This window comes from Corynebacterium sp. HMSC075D04 (genome assembly GCF_001815635.1).
GTDB lineage: Bacteria > Actinomycetota > Actinomycetes > Mycobacteriales > Mycobacteriaceae > Corynebacterium > Corynebacterium coyleae.
In genome coordinates, this window is sequence record NZ_KV821365.1 from 21209 (window position 1) to 38024 (window position 16816).

The following is a 16816-nucleotide window of genomic DNA, read 5'->3' on the forward strand; positions in this document are numbered from 1 at the left end:
TGAATGCGCCCTAATTACACGCTGGATCGCCGAAGCGCACGGCGAGTTTTACAGTCTGTTGCCCACCGCATGCACCTGAGGGCCGAGGAATCGGCGGGCGAGCTCATCGAATGTGCCAGGATCTCCGGTGGATTCGAAGATGCGGATTGGGGCGGTGGTGTCGTCGCTAAGCAAATCGCTCTCCGTGAGCACGCGCAACACATCCTTCGAGGTTTCCTCCGCAGAGGACACGAGCGTGACATCATCGCCCACGGCCAGCTGGATCACGCCGGAGAGCAGCGGATAGTGCGTACAGCCGAGCACAAGCGTGTCCACGCCTGCTTCGCGCAGCGGCTCCACATAGCCGCGGGCGACCTCGAGCACATGCTTGCCGGAGGTCACGCCCTGCTCCACGAGGGGGACGAAATCAGGGCAGGCAACAGCGGTGACATCCACATTCGGGTTGACCGCGAAGAAGTCCTGGTACGCCCCTGAGGTGACGGTGCCTTCGGTGCCAATGACGCCGATCTTGTTGTTTCGGGTGGTCGCCATCGCACGGCGGACCGCAGGCTGGATCACTTCGAGGACAGGGATGCTGTAGCGCTCGCGGGCATCATGAAGAAACGCGGCGGTGGCGGTGTTACACGCAATGACAAGCATCTTGCAGCCACGTTCCACCAGATCGTCAGCAATGCGCTGCGAATGAGCGCGCACATCCGCGATCGGCTGCGGACCGTACGGGCTATTGGCGGTATCGCCGATATAAATCAAGGATTCGCCCGGCAACTGATCCATCACCGCACGCGCCACGGTCAGCCCGCCGACACCGGAGTCGAACAACCCAATCGGCGCGTTGTTACTTACCTGGTTGCTTACCTGGTTACTCACCTGCGCGCCTGCTTTTCCGCAGCCTTCGCCTGCTTCTTCGCATGCTTTTTCGCGGCGAGCTCCGGCGGATCGTCAGACGTGATGATCATGCCGGCGACAATGCCACCGATCGCGCCGAAGAGGTGCGCCTGCCAACTGACACCCTCAGTGCCCGGCAGCACACCCCAAATCAAACCGGAGTAGAAGAAGCCGAGGATTAAGCCGGTAAGAATCTGACCAATCGAGCGGTTGAAAAAGCCACGCACCAACAGGTACGCCAACCAGCCATACACCAGGCCGGATGCGCCAATGTGGTTCGTGCCAATACCGCCGAACACCCAGGTGCCGAGTCCGCCGATGAGCAGAACGAACGTTGTCACCTCCCAAAACACGCGCTTGCCGGAGTAACCGATGAGGTAGGCAAACAGCGCACCCGGCAGCGAGTTGGAAATGATGTGTTCCAGATTCGCGTGCAGCAGCGGCGAGGTGAAAATCATCGGCAGACCGTTGATGTCCAGCGGGTGTATGCCAAAGCCCTGCAGCCACGGGAAGAAGAGCTGGAGAATAAACACAGCCCAAATCAGGGCCAGGAAGCCACCTGCAAAGCGCAGCCCGGATTTGCGCTGCTGCCTGCGTTTGAGCGACCTGCTCGCCGGGTAACCCTGTCCCTGCAACCCCATGCCCGGCTGGCCGTACGGCTGACGCTGGTTGGCATAGGGGTTGTGTGGCACACCCGGCGCAGGCATGCCGCCGAACGCGGGCGGTTGGGTCTCTGGGTGGGAGAACGGACGCTGGAACGGCTTGCCGTAGCCGGGCTGTTCGGTGCGTCCGTAGCCCCAGCCTTCAGGGGTGTGGTGGTTGTTATTGTTCATCGTGGTGCAGCTTAGCTGCCTGCGCTAGGCGCGTGCGATGTCGCGCCAGGCGGTGATACCAAAGTCACCCGTTGCGTTTACTACAGCGTCCACGATTGCAGCCTGCACTGCTTGGGCGCCGGCTTCTCCGATGCGTCCGAAAGCTTCGACATCGCTGACCGGCTGCGCACCAGGTTGAGCGGTGGACACTGCGAACAACGTGTCGCCGTCGAGTGGCGAGTGCGCGGGGCGAATGGCTCGCGCGATGCCGTCGTGCCCGGTCATTGCCACGCGCTTGAGTTGTGGCTTTGTGAGCGGCGCATTCGTGGCAATCACACCGATCGTGGTGTTCAGTTTCGGTGTGGGGCGCTCAAGCGCGTTAAACCGCTCCAGGTCCACCGCGGGTTTCGCACCATCGCCGTAGAGGAGCCCGGTGTGCTTATCGACGACCATCCCAACCGGATTGGCAACCACATACGCCTCAACCGTGTAGCCGTCCGTGCTCATCGTGCTCACCGTGGCCTGGCCAAACCCACCCCGCAGCACGCCAGCGGTTGCGCCACAGCCAGCACCGACGCTGCCGGTCGCTCCTGTACCACCGTCGAAGGCGACGGTGATCGCGGCTGCACCATCGGCCGCAGTGGGGCGGTGCGCCGGGTCGCCGACGACAAGGTCGAAGATCACCGCCGCAGGCACGATCGGCACCCGGGGGCCCGGCATGTCTTCGCCGAACACCGGAAAGCCCCAACCGCGGCGTTCCAGCTCGGCCATCGCTCCATCGGCGGCCGCAAGTCCAAACGCGGAGCCGCCACAGAGCATGATCGCGTGGACCCGCTCAACGGTGTTGTGGGGTTCGAGCAGGTCAGTCTCACGTGTACCGGGGCCACCGCCACGCACATCCACTGCCGCGACCATGCCTGCCTCGTGCGGTGCAAGGATCGCGGTCACGCCAGTGTCCGCGAGTGAGATGTGGCCGATGCGGGCCAAGGGGTCGTCGATACGCATGCGCTCGAGCTAGTCCATCAATGCGTCGAGCAAAGAATCCTGACAGTACGCGAGCCACTCCACGAGCATCGCGCGCTCCTGCTGAGCGCCCTCGCCACCCGAAGTGTCAGCGGCAATGTAGAGGCGCATGTCGTTGACCGCAGCGATGAACTTGTGCGCGTCTTCTTCCTCGATGGTGACCTCAACGCCACCAGTGGGGCCGAGCGCCTCGTTGACCACCTGCAGGTTGATCAACTTCGCACGAATGATGTCGTTTTCATGCAAGCTGCGCAACAAACCGTTGTCGCCCTCGAACTCCTCGTCGCCCTCACGCTCAAAGTCGGGCAACAAACGAGCCAACTTCGGATCCTGTGGCGCCTCCGTGTGCCCGGTGGAAACCCCCATCATCTCCGCGAACTCATCCTTCGGAGCCGACTGCGCACGTGCAATCAACGCCTCCGACACCGTCGCCGTGAGATCCCCAATGACCTCACGCTCCATCGGATCAAACGTGGTCGTGTACTTCGGGGTTGAACGCATCAACCCCTTCTTCTTACGCCAAGGCTGCATTCGTCTCCCCTACCCTGCCTGCTGCATCGTCGCCCACAGACCGGCGGTATGCAGTTTCTTCACGTCGGTTTCTACCTTGTCCTTCTCGCCAGAAGAGACCACAGCCTTGCCCTCAGTGTGGACCTGCATCATCAGCTCCTGGGCGCGCTTGCGGTCGTAGCCCAGCACCGTCTGGAACACATAAGTGACATAACTCATCAGGTTCACCGGGTCGTCCCACACAATGCACAACCATGGCAGGTTCTCGCTCGTGGCCACCTCGACATCGACGGCCTCGTCGAGCTCCGGGGTCGCCATCGGCGAACTCATATGCGCCGGTTCGGCAGCGTTGCGAGCTGAAGCAAACATGTGAACCACCTTACCCCGTCGGACGGGAGGGGACGGGAGGGTACGCTTGCACACCATGAACCAACCGCTGCCCTCTACCGCGTTTTTAACCGACATGTACGAGCTCACCATGCTCGACGCCGCCATCCAAGATGGCACAGCCGAACGCGAGTGTGTTTTCGAAGTCTTTGGCCGCCGCATGCCCAACGAGCGCCGCTACGGCGTCGTCGCAGGTACCGCGCGTGCCCTCGACGCAATTACCCGCTTCCGCTTCACCGAAGAGCAGATCGCAACCGCCGATTTCCTTTCCGATGCAGCACGCGAATATCTCCGCAACTTCCGCTTCTCCGGCCAGGTGGACGGCTACCGGGAGGGCGATCTGTACTTCCCGTACTCCCCAATCATGACGGTGCGCGGCACGTTCGCCGAGTGCGTCATCTTGGAAACTGTCATCCTGTCCATCCTGAATGCCGACTCCGCGATTGCCTCCGCCGCGTCGCGTATGGTCTCCGCGGCAGACGGCCGGCCGATTATCGAGATGGGTTCGCGCCGTACCCACGAAGAGGCTGCCGTTTCGGCTGCACGTGCGACCTACATCGCGGGTTTTGACGCAACTTCCAACATGGAGGCGTCGCTACGCCACGGCATCCCGGCGTCCGGTACTGCCGCCCACTCGTGGACGCTGCTGCATGTCGACGAGAACGGCCAGCCCGATGAAAAGGCCGCCTTTGCCGGCCAGATTAAGTCCCTAGGTAAGGACACCACGCTGCTGGTGGATACCTTTGACATCACCAAGGGCGTGGACAACGCGCTCGAGGTTGCTGGCACCGAACTCGGCGCGGTGCGTATCGATTCTGGTGATCTCGGCATCGTCTCACGCCGCGTGCGCAAGCAACTCGACGAGGCAGGTGCGTTCAACACCAAGATCATCGTCTCCTCCGACTTGGATGAGTTCGCCATCGCAGGTCTGCGCGGCGACCCAGTCGATGGCTTCGGCGTCGGCACCTCTGTGGTGACAGGCTCCGGCGCGCCTACGGCTGGCCTGGTCTACAAGCTCGTCGAGGTCGAAGGCCACCCCGTGGCCAAGCGTTCTTCCGGCAAGGTCACCTACGGCGGCGGCAAGTCTGCGCTTCGCGCGTACCGCTCCTCCGGCGTTGCGGTGGGCGAGATTATCCACCCGATGGGCGCCGAAATCCCCCGCAAGCCGAACCTGGACTACCGCGAGCTGACCGTGCCGATGATCCGCGACGGTGAGGTCCTGGACAACCAGCCAAGCATCGAGGACAGCCGAAAGCTGCACGCCGAAGCACGCACCACCCTGCCGTGGGAGGGCCTTGCTCTGTCGCGCGGCGAGGTTGCCATCCCGACCCGTTTTATCGGGTTTCCGGAGCCCACTGAGTAGGCCGTGGCAGACGAACCGCTTTCGCACAGCACAGGTGAGTTGCTTTCGGCTGCCGTCGAGTCGCTCGGCGGCTCGCGCCGGCCTGGCCAGGTCAAGATGGCCGACGCGGTCACTCGTGCGTTGGATTCCGAACGTCACCTTGCCGTTCAGGCAGGCACTGGTACGGGTAAGTCCCTGGCGTATCTCGTTCCTGCGCTCCGTTATGCACAGATGCACGACACGACCGTTGTGGTCTCCACCGCGACGATCGCGCTGCAGCGCCAACTGGTCGACCGTGACCTGCCGCGCCTTGCCGACGCCCTTGAGCCGCTGCTGCCCCAGCGACCAACTTTTGCCATCCAAAAGGGCCGCAACAACTACGTCTGCCTGCACAAGGTGCTTGCCGACGACCCAAGCGACACCCTCATCGAAGAAGAGGACCTGACCTGGCTGGGCAAACACGTCAAACGCGTTGCCGATTGGGCGCAAGACACCCCGACCGGCGACCGCGACGATCTGGTTCCCGGTGTGCCAGATCAGGCGTGGCGCCAAGTTTCGGTGACCTCCCGTGAGTGCTTGGGGGCGACGCGTTGTCCGCACGGCCAGGACTGCTTCGCGGAGATCGCCCGGGAGCGCACCAAGGACGTGGACATCGTGGTCACCAACCACGCACTACTGGCTATCGATGCCCTCGCCGATGTGGACGTGCTCCCCCAGCACGATGCTGTGATTATCGACGAGGCCCACGAACTCGACGGACGCATCACCTCGGTCGCTACCGCGGAGATTTCCGCACGCGCACTCGCCATGGCAGCTCGCCGTGCCGACAAGCTTGGCGCGAAACGCGAAACACTCGAGGACGTTATCGACGACTTCACTGCCGCCATCGACCTCGAAGCCCCCGGCCGGTGGGAAACCATTTCCGACCCGGCACGTGGTGGTTTTGTCGCTCTGCGCGACGCGTTGTGGAAGACCCGCCAGTCCATCGGCGAACCGCCCGAGGGTGAGGCCCAGAACGATCCGGAGAAGTTTGCGGAGCGTGGCAACCTGACCAACCACTTGGAGGATCTCCACGACGCGATCGTGCGCATCCTCGGTGTGTTCGACGAGCCGGATCCGGCCAAGCACACCGACGTTGTGTGGCTCACCCGCTCCGACCGCCACGGCGATTCCGTCTCCGTCGCGCCCCTGTCGGTCGCGGGGCTGCTCCACGAACGGCTTTTCGGGGAGCGCACCGTGGTGCTTACCTCTGCCACGTTGACGGTCGGCGGCAACTTCAACGCCATGGCCAGCGCCTGGGGCTTGCCGAAGGGCACCTGGGACTCGCTCGACGCTGGCACCCCGTTCGACCCCGCCAAGTCGGGCATCCTCTACACCGCGAAGCACCTGCCCACCCCGGGCCGCGATGGGCTTGCGAAGGAAACGCTCGATGAGATCGCGGACCTTATCACCGCCGCCGGTGGCCGCACCCTGGCACTGTTTTCTTCTCGACGAGCCGCCGAACAGGCCGCCGAAGCCATGCGGGCCCGCCTCCCCTTCGACATCTTGTTGCAGGGCGAGGACTCCACCGGTGTACTGGTTGATAGTTTTGCCAAGTCAGAGAACTCATGTCTGTTCGGCACACTGACGTTGTGGCAGGGCGTCGACGTTCCAGGGAGCTCGTGCTCGCTGGTCATCATCGATCGCATCCCCTTCCCCCGCCCCGACGATCCCCTGTTGCAGGCCCGAGCGAACGCCGCCGATGCCGCCGGCCGGTCGGGCTTCATGGAGGTCTCCGCCACCCACGCGGCGCTGCTCATGGCGCAAGGTGCCGGCCGCTTGCTGCGCTCCGTCAATGACCGCGGGGTCGTGGCAGTGCTGGACAATCGCTTAGTGACGAAGCGCTACGGCTCGTTTATCCGCCGCAGCCTCCCCGCCTTCTGGGATACCACCGACCCCGAGGTCGTTCGCGGCGCGTTGAAGAGGTTGGTGGCTAAGGGATAGCCACCACGGTGGTGGAACCGGGCGCGACCTCCGTGTAGCCCGCGTCTCGCACCGGAACGGCACCCGGGTGAGCGCAGTACTCACGGAACTGATCAGCAGACACTTCACGCACGTTTAGCGGGAACCCCTGCTCGGCCCAGTCCAGCACCCACTCGAGGTCCTGCGCCGCAGCAAGCAACATTGAGGCGTGTCCTACCTGTGCGGCCGCCTTGCCCGCGGACATCGCAAGCGAACTGTCCACTGCGATCAACGGAGCACCCTCGACGAGCGGCAGGTCTTCGCCCTCCTCGAGTTCTGTGCCCTTGATCTGCAACTTGGCTATCGCATGTGGCACATCCCCTACAGCAGACGGAACAAACGCGCGTACCGATCCCACTGTCACCCCAGGTAACGCCTGCACGTCATCCCAAGCCTTGTTCCGTGCCCTCCGGGCAACCTTACGGATGCGGTGTGAATACCACTGCTCTACCCCGTCGCGCCAGAAACCATCGATGCCCGCACGAGAGTCGAGGCATACGGCGACGACGGCGCGGGCGGCGCAAACAAGCACCGCGTTGCGGCTGGGCGGATCCTGCTTGGGCAGATTGATGGCGAGTTGCATCGCCTGCACTGTCGATGGGTCGTTTGGATCCTCGCTGCGTTGGCGGTAGTCATCTGCGACGCGTTCCCGCAGCAGCTCGTATGCGCTTGTGATTTCGGTTGTCTCGGCATTCATCCTGGTTCAGGGTAGTGGGCACAACAAAGCCCCCGCCGAAGCGGGGGCTGAGTTCAGGAGGCCAGTAGTCCGTTGCTACTTGGCTGGGGTGTTATGCCTCGCGGTGGCCAGTGTGGGCCTCACGACGCAGGGTCTCCACCATGTGCGGGTAGTGCAGCTCGAACGCAGGACGCTCGGAGCGGATACGCGGCAGGGAGGTGAAGTTATGGCGCGGCGGCGGGCAGGAGGTTGCCCACTCGAGGGAGTTGCCGTAGCCCCACGGATCGTCGACGGTGACGATCTCGCCGTAGCGCCAGGACTTGAACACGTTCCAGATGAACGGCAGGAAGCCGATACCCAGGATGAAGGAGCCAACAGTGGACACCTGGTTCAGGAGGGTGAAGCCATCGGTGTCGAGGTAGTCAGCGTAACGACGCGGCATACCCATGTTGCCCAGCCAGTGCTGAACCATGAAGGTCAGGTTGAAGCCGATAACAACGAGCCAGAAGTGAATCTTGCCCAGCTTCTCGTCCAGCATGCGGCCGGTCATCTTCGGGAACCAGAAGTACACGCCAGCGGTGGAAGCGAACACCACGGTACCAAACAGGGTGTAGTGGAAGTGCGCAACCACGAAGTAGGAGTCGTGCAGCTGGAAGTCCAACGGCGGAGCAGCCAGCATAATGCCGGTCAGACCACCGAAGAGGAAGGTGAACAGGAAGCCCGTTGCCCACAGCATCGGGGTCTCGAACGTCAGGTGACCGTTCCACATGGTGCCGAGCCAGTTGAAGAACTTCACACCGGTCGGAACCGAAATCAGGAAGGTCATGAACGAGAAGAACGGAAGCAGGACAGCGCCGGTGGCGAACATGTGGTGTGCCCACACAGCCATGGACAGACCTGCAATAGCCAGGGTTGCGAAGACCAGGCCGATGTAGCCGAAGATCGGCTTACGGGAGAACACCGGGACGATCTCGGACACCAGGCCGAAGAACGGCAGTGCGAGGACGTACACCTCAGGGTGGCCGAAGAACCAGAACAGGTGCTGCCACAGGATCGTGCCGCCGTTAGCGGTGTCGTAGATGTGGCCGCCGATGAGACGGTCGAAGAGCACACCCATTGCAGCTGCGGTCAGCAGCGGGAAGATCATCAGCGCGATGATCGAGGTAACAAACACCGTCCAGGTGAACACCGGCATACGGAACATGGTCATACCCGGCGCACGCATGGTCAGCACAGTGGTGAGCATGTTCACGGCGGAAGCAATGGTGCCCACACCGGTAGCGCCTACACCGACAATCCAGAGGTTGGCGGAAACGGACGGCGTGTGCGTTGCGTCAGCCAGCGGCATGTACATCGTCCAGCCGAAGTCAGCAGCGCCACCCGGGGTAACGAAGCCGGCCAGCATGGCGATAACACCAACGGTGGTGACCCAGAAGCCGAATGCGTTCAGACGCGGGAAGGCCACATCAGGGGCGCCGATCTGCAGCGGCAGAACGTAGTTAGCAAAACCCCAAACGATTGGGGTACCGAATGCCAGAAGCATCACGGTGCCGTGCATGGTGAACAGCTGGTTGAACTGCTCGTTGGACAGGAACTGCAGGCCTGGGCTGAAGAGCTCCAGACGAATCAGCAGGGCCATCAGGCCAGCCACGAAGAACCACACGAACGACATGATGATGTACATGATGCCGAGGTCTTTGTGGTCGGTCGTGATGAGTTGCTTATAAAATTGCGAACCCTTGCGGGCATGGCCCGTCGGCTCGGGGCGTGTCGGCGGGACGTGATTGTCCAGCCTAGGTGCCACAGCGGTCATTGAATCCTCCTGATTTCGACAACTGCACTTGACCCGAATTGCCTCGAATCACGCACAGCTGCCACGAGTGATACCGGATCAGCATAACGTTCTGCACACTGTTTTTCCAGCCTCTCCGAATACTGTTCCCCCTTGCGGGGTGAACCCATGCAGGCAACCCTGCTGCGTTGTCTGCAAATGGGAGACGCCTCGCCGGGTGGCGAGGCGTCGTCGACAAGCAAACAGTGCTTAGAAGTCCCAGTCGTCGTCCTGGGTATCCTCCGCACGACCAATAACGTAGGAGGAACCCGAACCAGAGAAGAAGTCGTGGTTCTCATCGGCATTCGGCGACAGCGACGCCAGAATTGCCGGCGAAACCTTCGTCTCATCCGCCGGGAACAAACCCTCATAACCAAGGTTGTTCAGCGCCTTATTCGCGTTGTAGCGAAGGAAGCGCTTCACGTCCTCCGTCCAGCCGAGCGGGTCGTAAATATCCTCGGTGTACTGATTCTCATTCTCGTACAGGTCGTACAGCAGATCGAAGGCGTAATCCTTAAGCTCTTCCTTCCGCTCTTCGGACTCGTTGCGCACACCGAGCTGATACTTGTAGCCGATGTAGTAGCCGTGCACGGCCTCGTCGCGAATGATCAGACGGATAATGTCGGCCGTGTTGGTCAGCTTCGAGTGCACCGACCAGTTCAGCGGCAGGTAGAAGCCCGAGTAGAACAGGAACGATTCCAGCATCACGGAAGCAACCTTGCGCTTCAGCGGATCATCGCCCTCGTAGTAGGACAGGATGATCTTCGCCTTGCGCTGCAGGTACTCGTTTTCCTCAGACCAACGGAATGCCTCATTAATAGAAGGGGTATCCGCAAGCGTCATAAAAATGTTGGAGTAGGACTTCGCGTGCACCGACTCCATGAAGGCAATGTTGGTCAACACTGCCTCTTCGTGCATCGACGTAGCATCCGGAAGCAACGACACCGCACCAACCGTGCCCTGGATTGTGTCCAGGAGCGTCAGGCCGGTGAACACACGCATGGTCGCGGCCTTTTCATCCTCAGTCAGCGTGTTCCAGCTCGGAATGTCATTGGACACCGGAATCTTCTCCGGCAGCCAGAAATTACCCGTCAAGCGATCCCAAACCTCGAGATCCTTGTCGTCGGGCACATTGTTCCAGTTAATCGCCTTCACCGGTTTGGTGTGAGACTCAAGGTAACTCGCGTATTCGTCAGTCATGGCGACCATCCTACCCGAGACCCCCATAAGAGAAATCGGGCTTGAAATTGCATTGAATGAGCGTCTCAATGGCCTAAGATACTGACGAATTACACACAATTAGCTGCCTGAAGGAGGGCACTGTGACTTCGAGCGACAAGCGCTCACCCACGCAACCCCTACTCTCGTCCATCCTGGATGTGTTAGGGGAAGAGATCGTCTCGGGTGTCCAGCCGGAAGGCAACACGTTCACCCTTCATGATCTGTCCGAGCGTTTCGGTATCTCTCGCACGGTCGCGCGCGAGGCGATGCGTGCGCTTGAGCAGTTGGGGTTGGTGTCGTCGTCACGCCGCGTGGGCTTGAAGGTGCTCCCCCAGTCCGAGTGGAATGTGTTCGACCACCAAATCATTTCTTGGCGTTTGCGTAGCGACGAACAACGGCACGCCCAAATCACTTCCCTGCGCGAACTTCGCGACGCAATCGAGCCGTCCGCCGCGCGCCTCGCCGCGACGAATGCCACCCCTGCGGAAGCACGCGAGCTGTGCGCCCTCGCCGAGCGCATCGTGGAGCTCGCCGGTCAGGTCGCCGGTAACTCTGAGGAGTTCCAAGAGGCCGACGCCCGCTTCCACTCGTTGCTGCTTACCGCGTCACGCAACGAAATGTTTGTCCAGTTGACCCAGCCGATCATGGATGTGATGAAGGGGCGCTCCGAGTACGGCATCATGCCGGACGATCCGGAGATGAACACCATGAAGATTCACATCGAGCTCGCTGACGCGATCGCCAACAACGATCCGGATCGTGCAGAAGATGCTTCTCGACGACTCCTGCGCGGCGTCAACGAGTTCATGGAAATTTAACCCCCGGGGTTCCCGCCTCCTACAGGCGGGAACCCCAACCCCCGAGCCCCTCCCTATGTGCTTAGAGCATGCAGGAGACGCAACCGTCGACCTCGGTGCCTTCCAACGCCATCTGACGCAGGCGGATGTAGTACAGGGTCTTAATGCCCTTGCGCCATGCGTAGATCTGTGCGCGGTTGATGTCGCGAGTGGTCACCGTGTCCTTGAAGAACAGGGTGAGCGACAGGCCCTGATCCACATACTTCGTGGCAACCGCGTACGTGTCGATGATCTTTTCGTAGCCGATCTCGTACGCGTCCTTGAAGTACTCGATGTTCTCGTTGTCCATGTGCGGCGCTGGGTAGTAGACGCGGCCGATCTTGCCTTCCTTACGGATCTCGATCTTGGATGCGATCGGGTGGATCGACGAGGTCGAGTTGTTGATGTAAGAAATCGAACCGGTCGGCGGCACGGCCTGCAGGTAACGGTTGTAAATGCCGTCGCGGGCCACGTCTGCCTTGAGCTGCGCCCACTGCTCCGCCGTCGGCACAGCAATGTTGGACTTTTCAAACAGAGCCTTGACCTTGTCGGTCTTCGGCGCGAAATCAGCCGGATCGTAACGGTCGAAGAACTCACCCGTTGCGTACTCAGACTTGTCAAAGTCCTTGAATGCGCTGCCCTTCTCCACTGCAATCTTGTGGGATGCGCGGATGCACTCGTACATCACCGCGGCAAAGTAGGCGTTGGTGAAGTCCAGGCCTTCCTCGGAGCCGTACTCGATGTGCTCACGGCCAAGGTAGCCGTGCAGGTTCATCTGGCCGAGACCAATAGCGTGGGAAGCTTCGTTGCCGTCGCGCACCGGCGGCACCGACTCGATGGAGGTCTTGTCCGCCACGGCTGTCAGCGCACGGATTGCCGTTTCGACCGTGCGGCCGAAGTCCTCGGAATCCATCGCCATTGCGATGTTCAGGGAGCCCAGGTTGCAGGAAATATCGTGACCGATCTCCTGGTAGGTCAGGTCCTCGTTCAGGATCGACGGAGAGTTAACCTGCAGGATCTCCGAGCACAGGTTGGACATGTTGATGCGGCCGGTCTTCACCGGGTTCGCACGGTTCGCGGTGTCTTCGTACATGATGTACGGGTAGCCGGACTCGAACTGGATCTCTGCCAGGGTCTGGAAAAAGTTACGGGCGTTGATCTTGGACTTGCGGATGCGTGGGTCCTCGACCATCTCTTCGTACTTCTCCGTCACAGAAATGTCTGCGAACGGCACGCCGTAGACACGTTCGACGTCATACGGGGAGAACAGGTACATATCGTCGTTACGCTTAGCCAGCTCGAAGGTGATGTCCGGAATGACAACGCCCAACGACAGCGTCTTAATGCGGATCTTCTCGTCGGCGTTCTCACGCTTGGTGTCCAAGAACCGCATGATGTCCGGGTGGTGCGCGTTCAGATACACAGCACCTGCACCCTGGCGGGCACCGAGCTGGTTGGCGTAGGAGAATGCGTCCTCCAGAAGCTTCATCACAGGGATGACGCCGGAAGACTGGTTCTCAATGTGTTTAATCGGCGCACCGGACTCGCGAATGTTCGACAGCAGCAGCGCCACACCGCCGCCACGCTTGGACAGCTGCAGCGAGGAGTTGATGGCGCGGCCGATGGACTCCATGTTGTCCTCGATACGCAGCAGGAAGCAGGACACAAGTTCGCCGCGCTGTGCCTTACCTGCGTTGAGGAAGGTTGGGGTGGCGGGCTGGAAACGGCCGGTCATGATTTCGTCGACAAGCGCGAATGCAAGATCCTGGTTGCCATCGGCGAGGAACAGCGCCGTCATAGCCACGCGATCCTCGAAACGCTCCAGGTAACGACGACCATCGAACGTCTTCAGCGTGTACGACGTGTAGTACTTGTACGCACCGAGGAACGACTTGAAGCGGAACTTGTAAGAGTAGGCGCGCTTGAACGTGTCCTTAATAAACTCCCACGCGTACTTCTCAATCGTGTCCGGCTCGTAGTACTTGTTCGTAACCAGGTAATCGATCTTCTCTTCCAGATCGTGGAAGTAGACCGTGTTCTGGTTCACGTGCTGCAGGAAGAACTGGTTCGCAGCCTCACGGTCTTTATCAAACTGAATCTGACCGTTCTCGTCATAAAGATTCAGCAGCGCGTTCAACGCGTGGTAATCCAGCTGGTCCTTTTCATGAGCCGGCTCCGGGACATTCTTACCGAGGGGCAGAGTAGACACTTCGAGGCCTTTCAGTTTGTAGTTCTTTTGTATTTACCGGCGTATTTTTCGCGCAGTCTTGCCAATCGCTCCGACTCATCCGGAGCCTGCTGCACATGCGCTTGCGTATCGACGACCTCCGGTCCCCCACGCAAACCCAATCGTTCAGCGTTTTCAATCAGTTGGTTGCGCACATGCGCGACATCTTCGGCCGAGCCCATGAGCTCAAACCTGTATAAGTACGGAACCTTACACTTGTCAGCGATCACCGGCCCAGCAAGGCAGTAATCCGCACCAAAGTTAGAGTTTCCGGCGGCGATCACACCCCGCATCAAGGTGCGATTGCCCTCATTGTTCATGAAGCGGATCACTTGCGCCGGCACCGGCCTGGAATTACCACCACTCACGCTCACCCCACCTCCGTAAGTGGGACAGATGAGGATGTATGGCTCGTCGACGACGAGTTCCGGATCGGTTCTGCGCAGGGGGATCCGCTTCGCAGGAAGGCCGAGCTTCTCCACAAACCGCTTCGTGTTCTCAGTGGCGGAGGAGAAGTAGACGACCAGCATGGCCACTACCTTTCTTGTGCAGATTTCAGAAGGCTACTGCCAGTTGTGCGCCTCATGGCGCCGGTATGCGCGCGACGCTTAAGCCGCTGCGAGCAGACCCTTGATGCGCTCCGGGCGGAAGCCGGACCAGTGCTCACCGTTAGCCTCAACCACCGGAGCCTGAACATAGCCGAGGGCCATCACGTAATCGCGGGCCTCTTCGTCCACAGAAATGTCGACGGTGGTGTACTCAAGGCCGGCCTTCTTCAGCGCCTTCTCGGTTGCCTTGCACTGCATGCACGCCGGCTTGCTGTAAACGGTGATCGACATCGCTTGTGGTCCCTTCTCTGCGGGTTCTTTGGGGAGATTTTCTTCTGTCCCCGTCTCCGCGGGGCAACACCAAGAGACACTATACCTTGGGGCTGAGAAGGGCAACTGCTACTACATGTAGTAGTTACATGGGTGATATTCCCAGGATAGGTGCCCAGAATTACCTACATGTAGTCCGCACGCTCATCCGCAACACACAGTTTTGTTGTTTCACGGGTGTAATTTTCCTGAAATAGATTCATCCCGCCCTAGAACTTCGCCTGTTTTTGGGAACGCAAAAACCCCGCCACCACACGGTGACGGGGCGCCTGCTCGCGACAATTAACCCTGACGGGCCTTGAAGCGCGGATCCTTCTTGTTGATCACGTAAACCTTGCCGTTGCGGCGCACAACCTGGGCGCCCGGCTTGTTCTTCAGCGACCGAAGCGACTTGCGGACCTTCATCGGGCGCTCCTTTCTGCTCGGATTACCTGCAATTAGCGACGCACGGCGAACTGCCGAGTCGCAACACGGGGATAAATGTTACACATCACCCGCGCTGAATCAAAACCCTCACGTATCCCCCTCCCATATACGATGAGCGCTATGCAATCCGAGATCATCGCCGCACTCGGCGTGTCCCCCGTTATCGACCCTGCCGCAGAGATCGACCGCCGCGTGCAATTCTTGGCCGATTACCTCGACCGCACCGGCGCAAAAGGCTACGTGCTTGGCATTTCCGGCGGGCAGGACTCCACCCTCGCCGGCAAGTTGGCCCAGCTCGCGGTAGTGAAGCGACGCGAGGCTGGCTCGGCTGCCGAGTTTGTCGCTGTCCGTCTCCCCCACGGCGTGCAGGCCGACGAGGACGACGCGCAACTGGCGCTGCGGTTCATTGCTCCGGACGAGACGGTAACCGTGGACATTGAGCCGGCCACCACCGCGCTGTCCGGAGCCGTCGCAGGCGCGCTCGGTGTGGAGGGACTCGGCGACTTCAACAAAGGCAACGTCAAGGCACGTATGCGCATGATCGCCCAGTACGCCATCGCTGGTGAGCGTGGCCTGCTGGTCATCGGCTCCGATCACGCAGCGGAGAACGTCACCGGGTTTTTCACCAAGCACGGCGATGGCGCGGCCGACCTCATCCCACTGGCAGGCTTGAACAAGCGCCAGGGTGCGACAATGCTCAAGCACCTCGACGCCGATCCGCGCCTGTGGGAGAAGGTGCCCACCGCCGATCTGGAGGAGGACCGCCCAGCCCTTCCCGACGAGGAAGCGCTTGGCATCACCTACGCGCACATCGACGACTACCTCGAAGGCAAGACCATCCCCGCCGACGCCCAGAAGCGCCTCGAGCACCTGTGGCGCATCGGCCAGCACAAGCGCCACATGCCGCCGGGCCCTGCCGACACTTGGTGGCGCAGCTAGAGCAGATCTCCACCATAGGGGTGAACCACCGTCGCCCCTACCGATAGTGCAGCTGCTGCTTGTTTCCGGTCCGCCGTAATGAATGGGCAGTTCAGCCCTAGTGATTGCATCCTTGCCCAAGTCCCAACATGCAGGGCGTCGAGCGCTTTTACTTCACCACTGACCGCCGTTGCGGCTGCGATTGCCTGATCGTCCACTTTCGCGAACGAGACTGCCGACATCACCGCGCGGATGCGGTCGCTCAATTGCCCCACCCGGTGAACAAAACGTGCCAGTTCTACTTTAGCGATGGCTGAACTTACTACCTCTTGCCCCGCCAAGACCTCTCTCGCCCACTCGCCGTACGACTCATTGCCGATCGACGCAATGAGCACGGACGAGTCGACGTATACAACGGGCTTCCCCCTATTCATCACCTTCACCCTTGCCTGCGTGAGTACTGTCCAGGGCGCGGAGGTCCGCCATCACCCGCTCCAGGCGGTCCTCACCGCGCTCCTCCTCAAGCCATTCCCCCAGAGTGAAGTCGAGCTGGACGGGTTCCCAGTCCGCCTCGAATGGTTTCCCCCTCTGCTCCAGAAGCCCCAGTTCCTCAAGCCGGTCCAAGCCCACTTTCTGGCTCACCGGATGAATTTCCGCAATCGGCCTTCCCCTGTCCGTCACTGTCAATGCAATCCTCTCCTTGATCACACGGTCGATCACCGCACGCGTCTTTTGGTTCAGTTCCCGCATGGAGACGGTGGCGCTACCCGCCTGTTCAGCCAGCAGCTCTTGCAGCCGTTCCTCGACACCCATGCGCCACCTTCCCGTTGTATTACATGTATT

At 60.8% G+C, this 16816-nt stretch carries 18 protein-coding genes; 4 read left to right on the forward strand and 14 right to left on the reverse strand.

Translation table 11 applies throughout. The features are described 5' to 3' along the window. Nucleotides 1-48 precede the first annotated feature (48 nt). From murI to clpS, 5 genes are all read right to left on the reverse strand, one after another. A complete protein-coding gene (gene murI, locus HMPREF3048_RS09750; protein WP_070422589.1) occupies nucleotides 49-867 on the reverse strand; it encodes a glutamate racemase in 819 nt (272 codons plus the stop codon). Beyond that, complete coding sequence (locus HMPREF3048_RS09755; RefSeq protein WP_070451271.1) at nucleotides 864-1526, reverse strand: rhomboid family intramembrane serine protease; 663 nt, start codon at nucleotides 1524-1526, stop codon at nucleotides 864-866. The genes murI and HMPREF3048_RS09755 overlap by 4 nt, the downstream gene beginning before the upstream one ends. 216 nt (nucleotides 1527-1742) lie before the next feature. Continuing rightward, nucleotides 1743-2702, reverse strand: a complete 960-nt coding sequence (locus HMPREF3048_RS09760) for a P1 family peptidase (protein WP_070772006.1) — start codon at nucleotides 2700-2702, stop codon at nucleotides 1743-1745. A 9-nt stretch (nucleotides 2703-2711) separates the two neighbouring features. Then, nucleotides 2712-3251: a DUF2017 domain-containing protein gene (locus tag HMPREF3048_RS09765; protein ID WP_070772007.1), complete on the reverse strand. Its 540-nt coding sequence runs from the start codon at nucleotides 3249-3251 to the stop codon at nucleotides 2712-2714. Between the two features lie 9 nt (nucleotides 3252-3260). Then, nucleotides 3261-3560 carry an ATP-dependent Clp protease adapter ClpS gene (clpS, locus tag HMPREF3048_RS09770; protein ID WP_070422616.1) on the reverse strand — a complete coding sequence of 100 codons (300 nt, stop codon included), beginning with the start codon at nucleotides 3558-3560 and terminating at the stop codon, nucleotides 3261-3263. 94 nt (nucleotides 3561-3654) lie between these two features. Between clpS and HMPREF3048_RS09775 the strand changes: the two genes are divergently transcribed. Both HMPREF3048_RS09775 and HMPREF3048_RS09780 read left to right on the forward strand, forming a co-directional pair. Next, complete coding sequence (locus HMPREF3048_RS09775) at nucleotides 3655-4980, forward strand: nicotinate phosphoribosyltransferase (RefSeq protein WP_070422592.1); 1326 nt, start codon at nucleotides 3655-3657, stop codon at nucleotides 4978-4980. Nucleotides 4981-4983: 3 nt separating this feature from the next. Continuing rightward, the gene (locus HMPREF3048_RS09780) at nucleotides 4984-6942 is read left to right on the forward strand and encodes an ATP-dependent DNA helicase (protein ID WP_070772008.1); all 1959 of its coding nucleotides are present in this window, start codon (nucleotides 4984-4986) and stop codon (nucleotides 6940-6942) included. Here HMPREF3048_RS09780 and HMPREF3048_RS09785 read toward each other — a convergent pair. The 3 genes from HMPREF3048_RS09785 to nrdF form a co-directional block, all read right to left on the reverse strand. Next, nucleotides 6932-7657 (reverse strand): aminoacyl-tRNA hydrolase, encoded by a 726-nt coding sequence (locus HMPREF3048_RS09785; protein ID WP_070772009.1) that lies wholly within the window; start codon nucleotides 7655-7657, stop codon nucleotides 6932-6934. The genes HMPREF3048_RS09780 and HMPREF3048_RS09785 overlap by 11 nt on opposite strands. A 91-nt stretch (nucleotides 7658-7748) precedes the next feature. After that, nucleotides 7749-9449: an aa3-type cytochrome oxidase subunit I gene (gene ctaD, locus HMPREF3048_RS09790; RefSeq protein ID WP_070422595.1), complete on the reverse strand. Its 1701-nt coding sequence runs from the start codon at nucleotides 9447-9449 to the stop codon at nucleotides 7749-7751. A gap of 228 nt (nucleotides 9450-9677) precedes the next feature. Next, the gene (nrdF, locus tag HMPREF3048_RS09795) at nucleotides 9678-10667 is read right to left on the reverse strand and encodes a class 1b ribonucleoside-diphosphate reductase subunit beta (RefSeq protein ID WP_186806827.1); all 990 of its coding nucleotides are present in this window, start codon (nucleotides 10665-10667) and stop codon (nucleotides 9678-9680) included. A 122-nt stretch (nucleotides 10668-10789) separates the two neighbouring features. Between nrdF and HMPREF3048_RS09800 the strand changes: the two genes are divergently transcribed. Next, nucleotides 10790-11506: a FadR/GntR family transcriptional regulator gene (locus tag HMPREF3048_RS09800; protein WP_070422597.1), complete on the forward strand. Its 717-nt coding sequence runs from the start codon at nucleotides 10790-10792 to the stop codon at nucleotides 11504-11506. Nucleotides 11507-11567: 61 nt separating this feature from the next. Here the strand turns inward: HMPREF3048_RS09800 and nrdE are convergent, their stop codons facing one another. The 4 genes from nrdE to ykgO form a co-directional block, all read right to left on the reverse strand. Further along, entirely contained in the window at nucleotides 11568-13733 is a 2166-nt protein-coding gene (gene nrdE, locus HMPREF3048_RS09805) for a class 1b ribonucleoside-diphosphate reductase subunit alpha (protein ID WP_083316861.1), read from the reverse strand. Between the two features lie 11 nt (nucleotides 13734-13744). Beyond that, nucleotides 13745-14281: a class Ib ribonucleoside-diphosphate reductase assembly flavoprotein NrdI gene (gene nrdI, locus HMPREF3048_RS09810; RefSeq protein ID WP_083291977.1), complete on the reverse strand. Its 537-nt coding sequence runs from the start codon at nucleotides 14279-14281 to the stop codon at nucleotides 13745-13747. Nucleotides 14282-14359: 78 nt separating this feature from the next. After that, a complete protein-coding gene (nrdH, locus tag HMPREF3048_RS09815) occupies nucleotides 14360-14590 on the reverse strand; it encodes a glutaredoxin-like protein NrdH (protein WP_070422598.1) in 231 nt (76 codons plus the stop codon). 321 nt (nucleotides 14591-14911) lie between these two features. Continuing rightward, nucleotides 14912-15034: a type B 50S ribosomal protein L36 gene (ykgO, locus tag HMPREF3048_RS09820; RefSeq protein WP_038612879.1), complete on the reverse strand. Its 123-nt coding sequence runs from the start codon at nucleotides 15032-15034 to the stop codon at nucleotides 14912-14914. A 132-nt stretch (nucleotides 15035-15166) separates the two neighbouring features. On the opposite strand from ykgO, the gene nadE reads away from it, so the two are divergent. Beyond that, nucleotides 15167-15994 carry an ammonia-dependent NAD(+) synthetase gene (gene nadE / locus HMPREF3048_RS09825; RefSeq protein ID WP_070422599.1) on the forward strand — a complete coding sequence of 276 codons (828 nt, stop codon included), beginning with the start codon at nucleotides 15167-15169 and terminating at the stop codon, nucleotides 15992-15994. Here nadE and HMPREF3048_RS09830 read toward each other — a convergent pair. After that, nucleotides 15991-16407 (reverse strand): type II toxin-antitoxin system VapC family toxin, encoded by a 417-nt coding sequence (locus HMPREF3048_RS09830; protein WP_070772010.1) that lies wholly within the window; start codon nucleotides 16405-16407, stop codon nucleotides 15991-15993. The genes nadE and HMPREF3048_RS09830 overlap by 4 nt on opposite strands. Continuing rightward, entirely contained in the window at nucleotides 16400-16786 is a 387-nt protein-coding gene (locus HMPREF3048_RS09835) for a type II toxin-antitoxin system Phd/YefM family antitoxin (protein ID WP_070772011.1), read from the reverse strand. Before HMPREF3048_RS09835 ends, HMPREF3048_RS09830 begins: the two co-directional genes overlap by 8 nt. Between the last annotated feature and the right edge of the window lie 30 nt (nucleotides 16787-16816).

What these genes read in the sequence shown, in the direction of transcription:
- HMPREF3048_RS09755 (WP_070451271.1), bottom strand. Translation starts at nt 1,526, where the DNA reads ATGGGGTTGCAGGGACAGGGTTACCCGGCGAGCAGGTCGCTCAAACGC.
- HMPREF3048_RS09760 (WP_070772006.1), bottom strand. Translation starts at nt 2,702, where the DNA reads ATGCGTATCGACGACCCCTTGGCCCGCATCGGCCACATCTCACTCGCG.
- HMPREF3048_RS09765 (WP_070772007.1), bottom strand. Translation starts at nt 3,251, where the DNA reads ATGCAGCCTTGGCGTAAGAAGAAGGGGTTGATGCGTTCAACCCCGAAG.
- clpS (WP_070422616.1), bottom strand. Translation starts at nt 3,560, where the DNA reads ATGAGTTCGCCGATGGCGACCCCGGAGCTCGACGAGGCCGTCGATGTC.
- HMPREF3048_RS09775 (WP_070422592.1), top strand. Translation starts at nt 3,655, where the DNA reads ATGAACCAACCGCTGCCCTCTACCGCGTTTTTAACCGACATGTACGAG.
- HMPREF3048_RS09785 (WP_070772009.1), bottom strand. Translation starts at nt 7,657, where the DNA reads ATGAATGCCGAGACAACCGAAATCACAAGCGCATACGAGCTGCTGCGG.
- ctaD (WP_070422595.1), bottom strand. Translation starts at nt 9,449, where the DNA reads ATGACCGCTGTGGCACCTAGGCTGGACAATCACGTCCCGCCGACACGC.
- nrdF (WP_186806827.1), bottom strand. Translation starts at nt 10,667, where the DNA reads ATGACTGACGAATACGCGAGTTACCTTGAGTCTCACACCAAACCGGTG.
- nrdI (WP_083291977.1), bottom strand. Translation starts at nt 14,281, where the DNA reads ATGCTGGTCGTCTACTTCTCCTCCGCCACTGAGAACACGAAGCGGTTT.
- nrdH (WP_070422598.1), bottom strand. Translation starts at nt 14,590, where the DNA reads ATGTCGATCACCGTTTACAGCAAGCCGGCGTGCATGCAGTGCAAGGCA.
- ykgO (WP_038612879.1), bottom strand. Translation starts at nt 15,034, where the DNA reads ATGAAGGTCCGCAAGTCGCTTCGGTCGCTGAAGAACAAGCCGGGCGCC.
- nadE (WP_070422599.1), top strand. Translation starts at nt 15,167, where the DNA reads ATGAGCGCTATGCAATCCGAGATCATCGCCGCACTCGGCGTGTCCCCC.
- HMPREF3048_RS09830 (WP_070772010.1), bottom strand. Translation starts at nt 16,407, where the DNA reads ATGAATAGGGGGAAGCCCGTTGTATACGTCGACTCGTCCGTGCTCATT.
- HMPREF3048_RS09835 (WP_070772011.1), bottom strand. Translation starts at nt 16,786, where the DNA reads ATGGGTGTCGAGGAACGGCTGCAAGAGCTGCTGGCTGAACAGGCGGGT.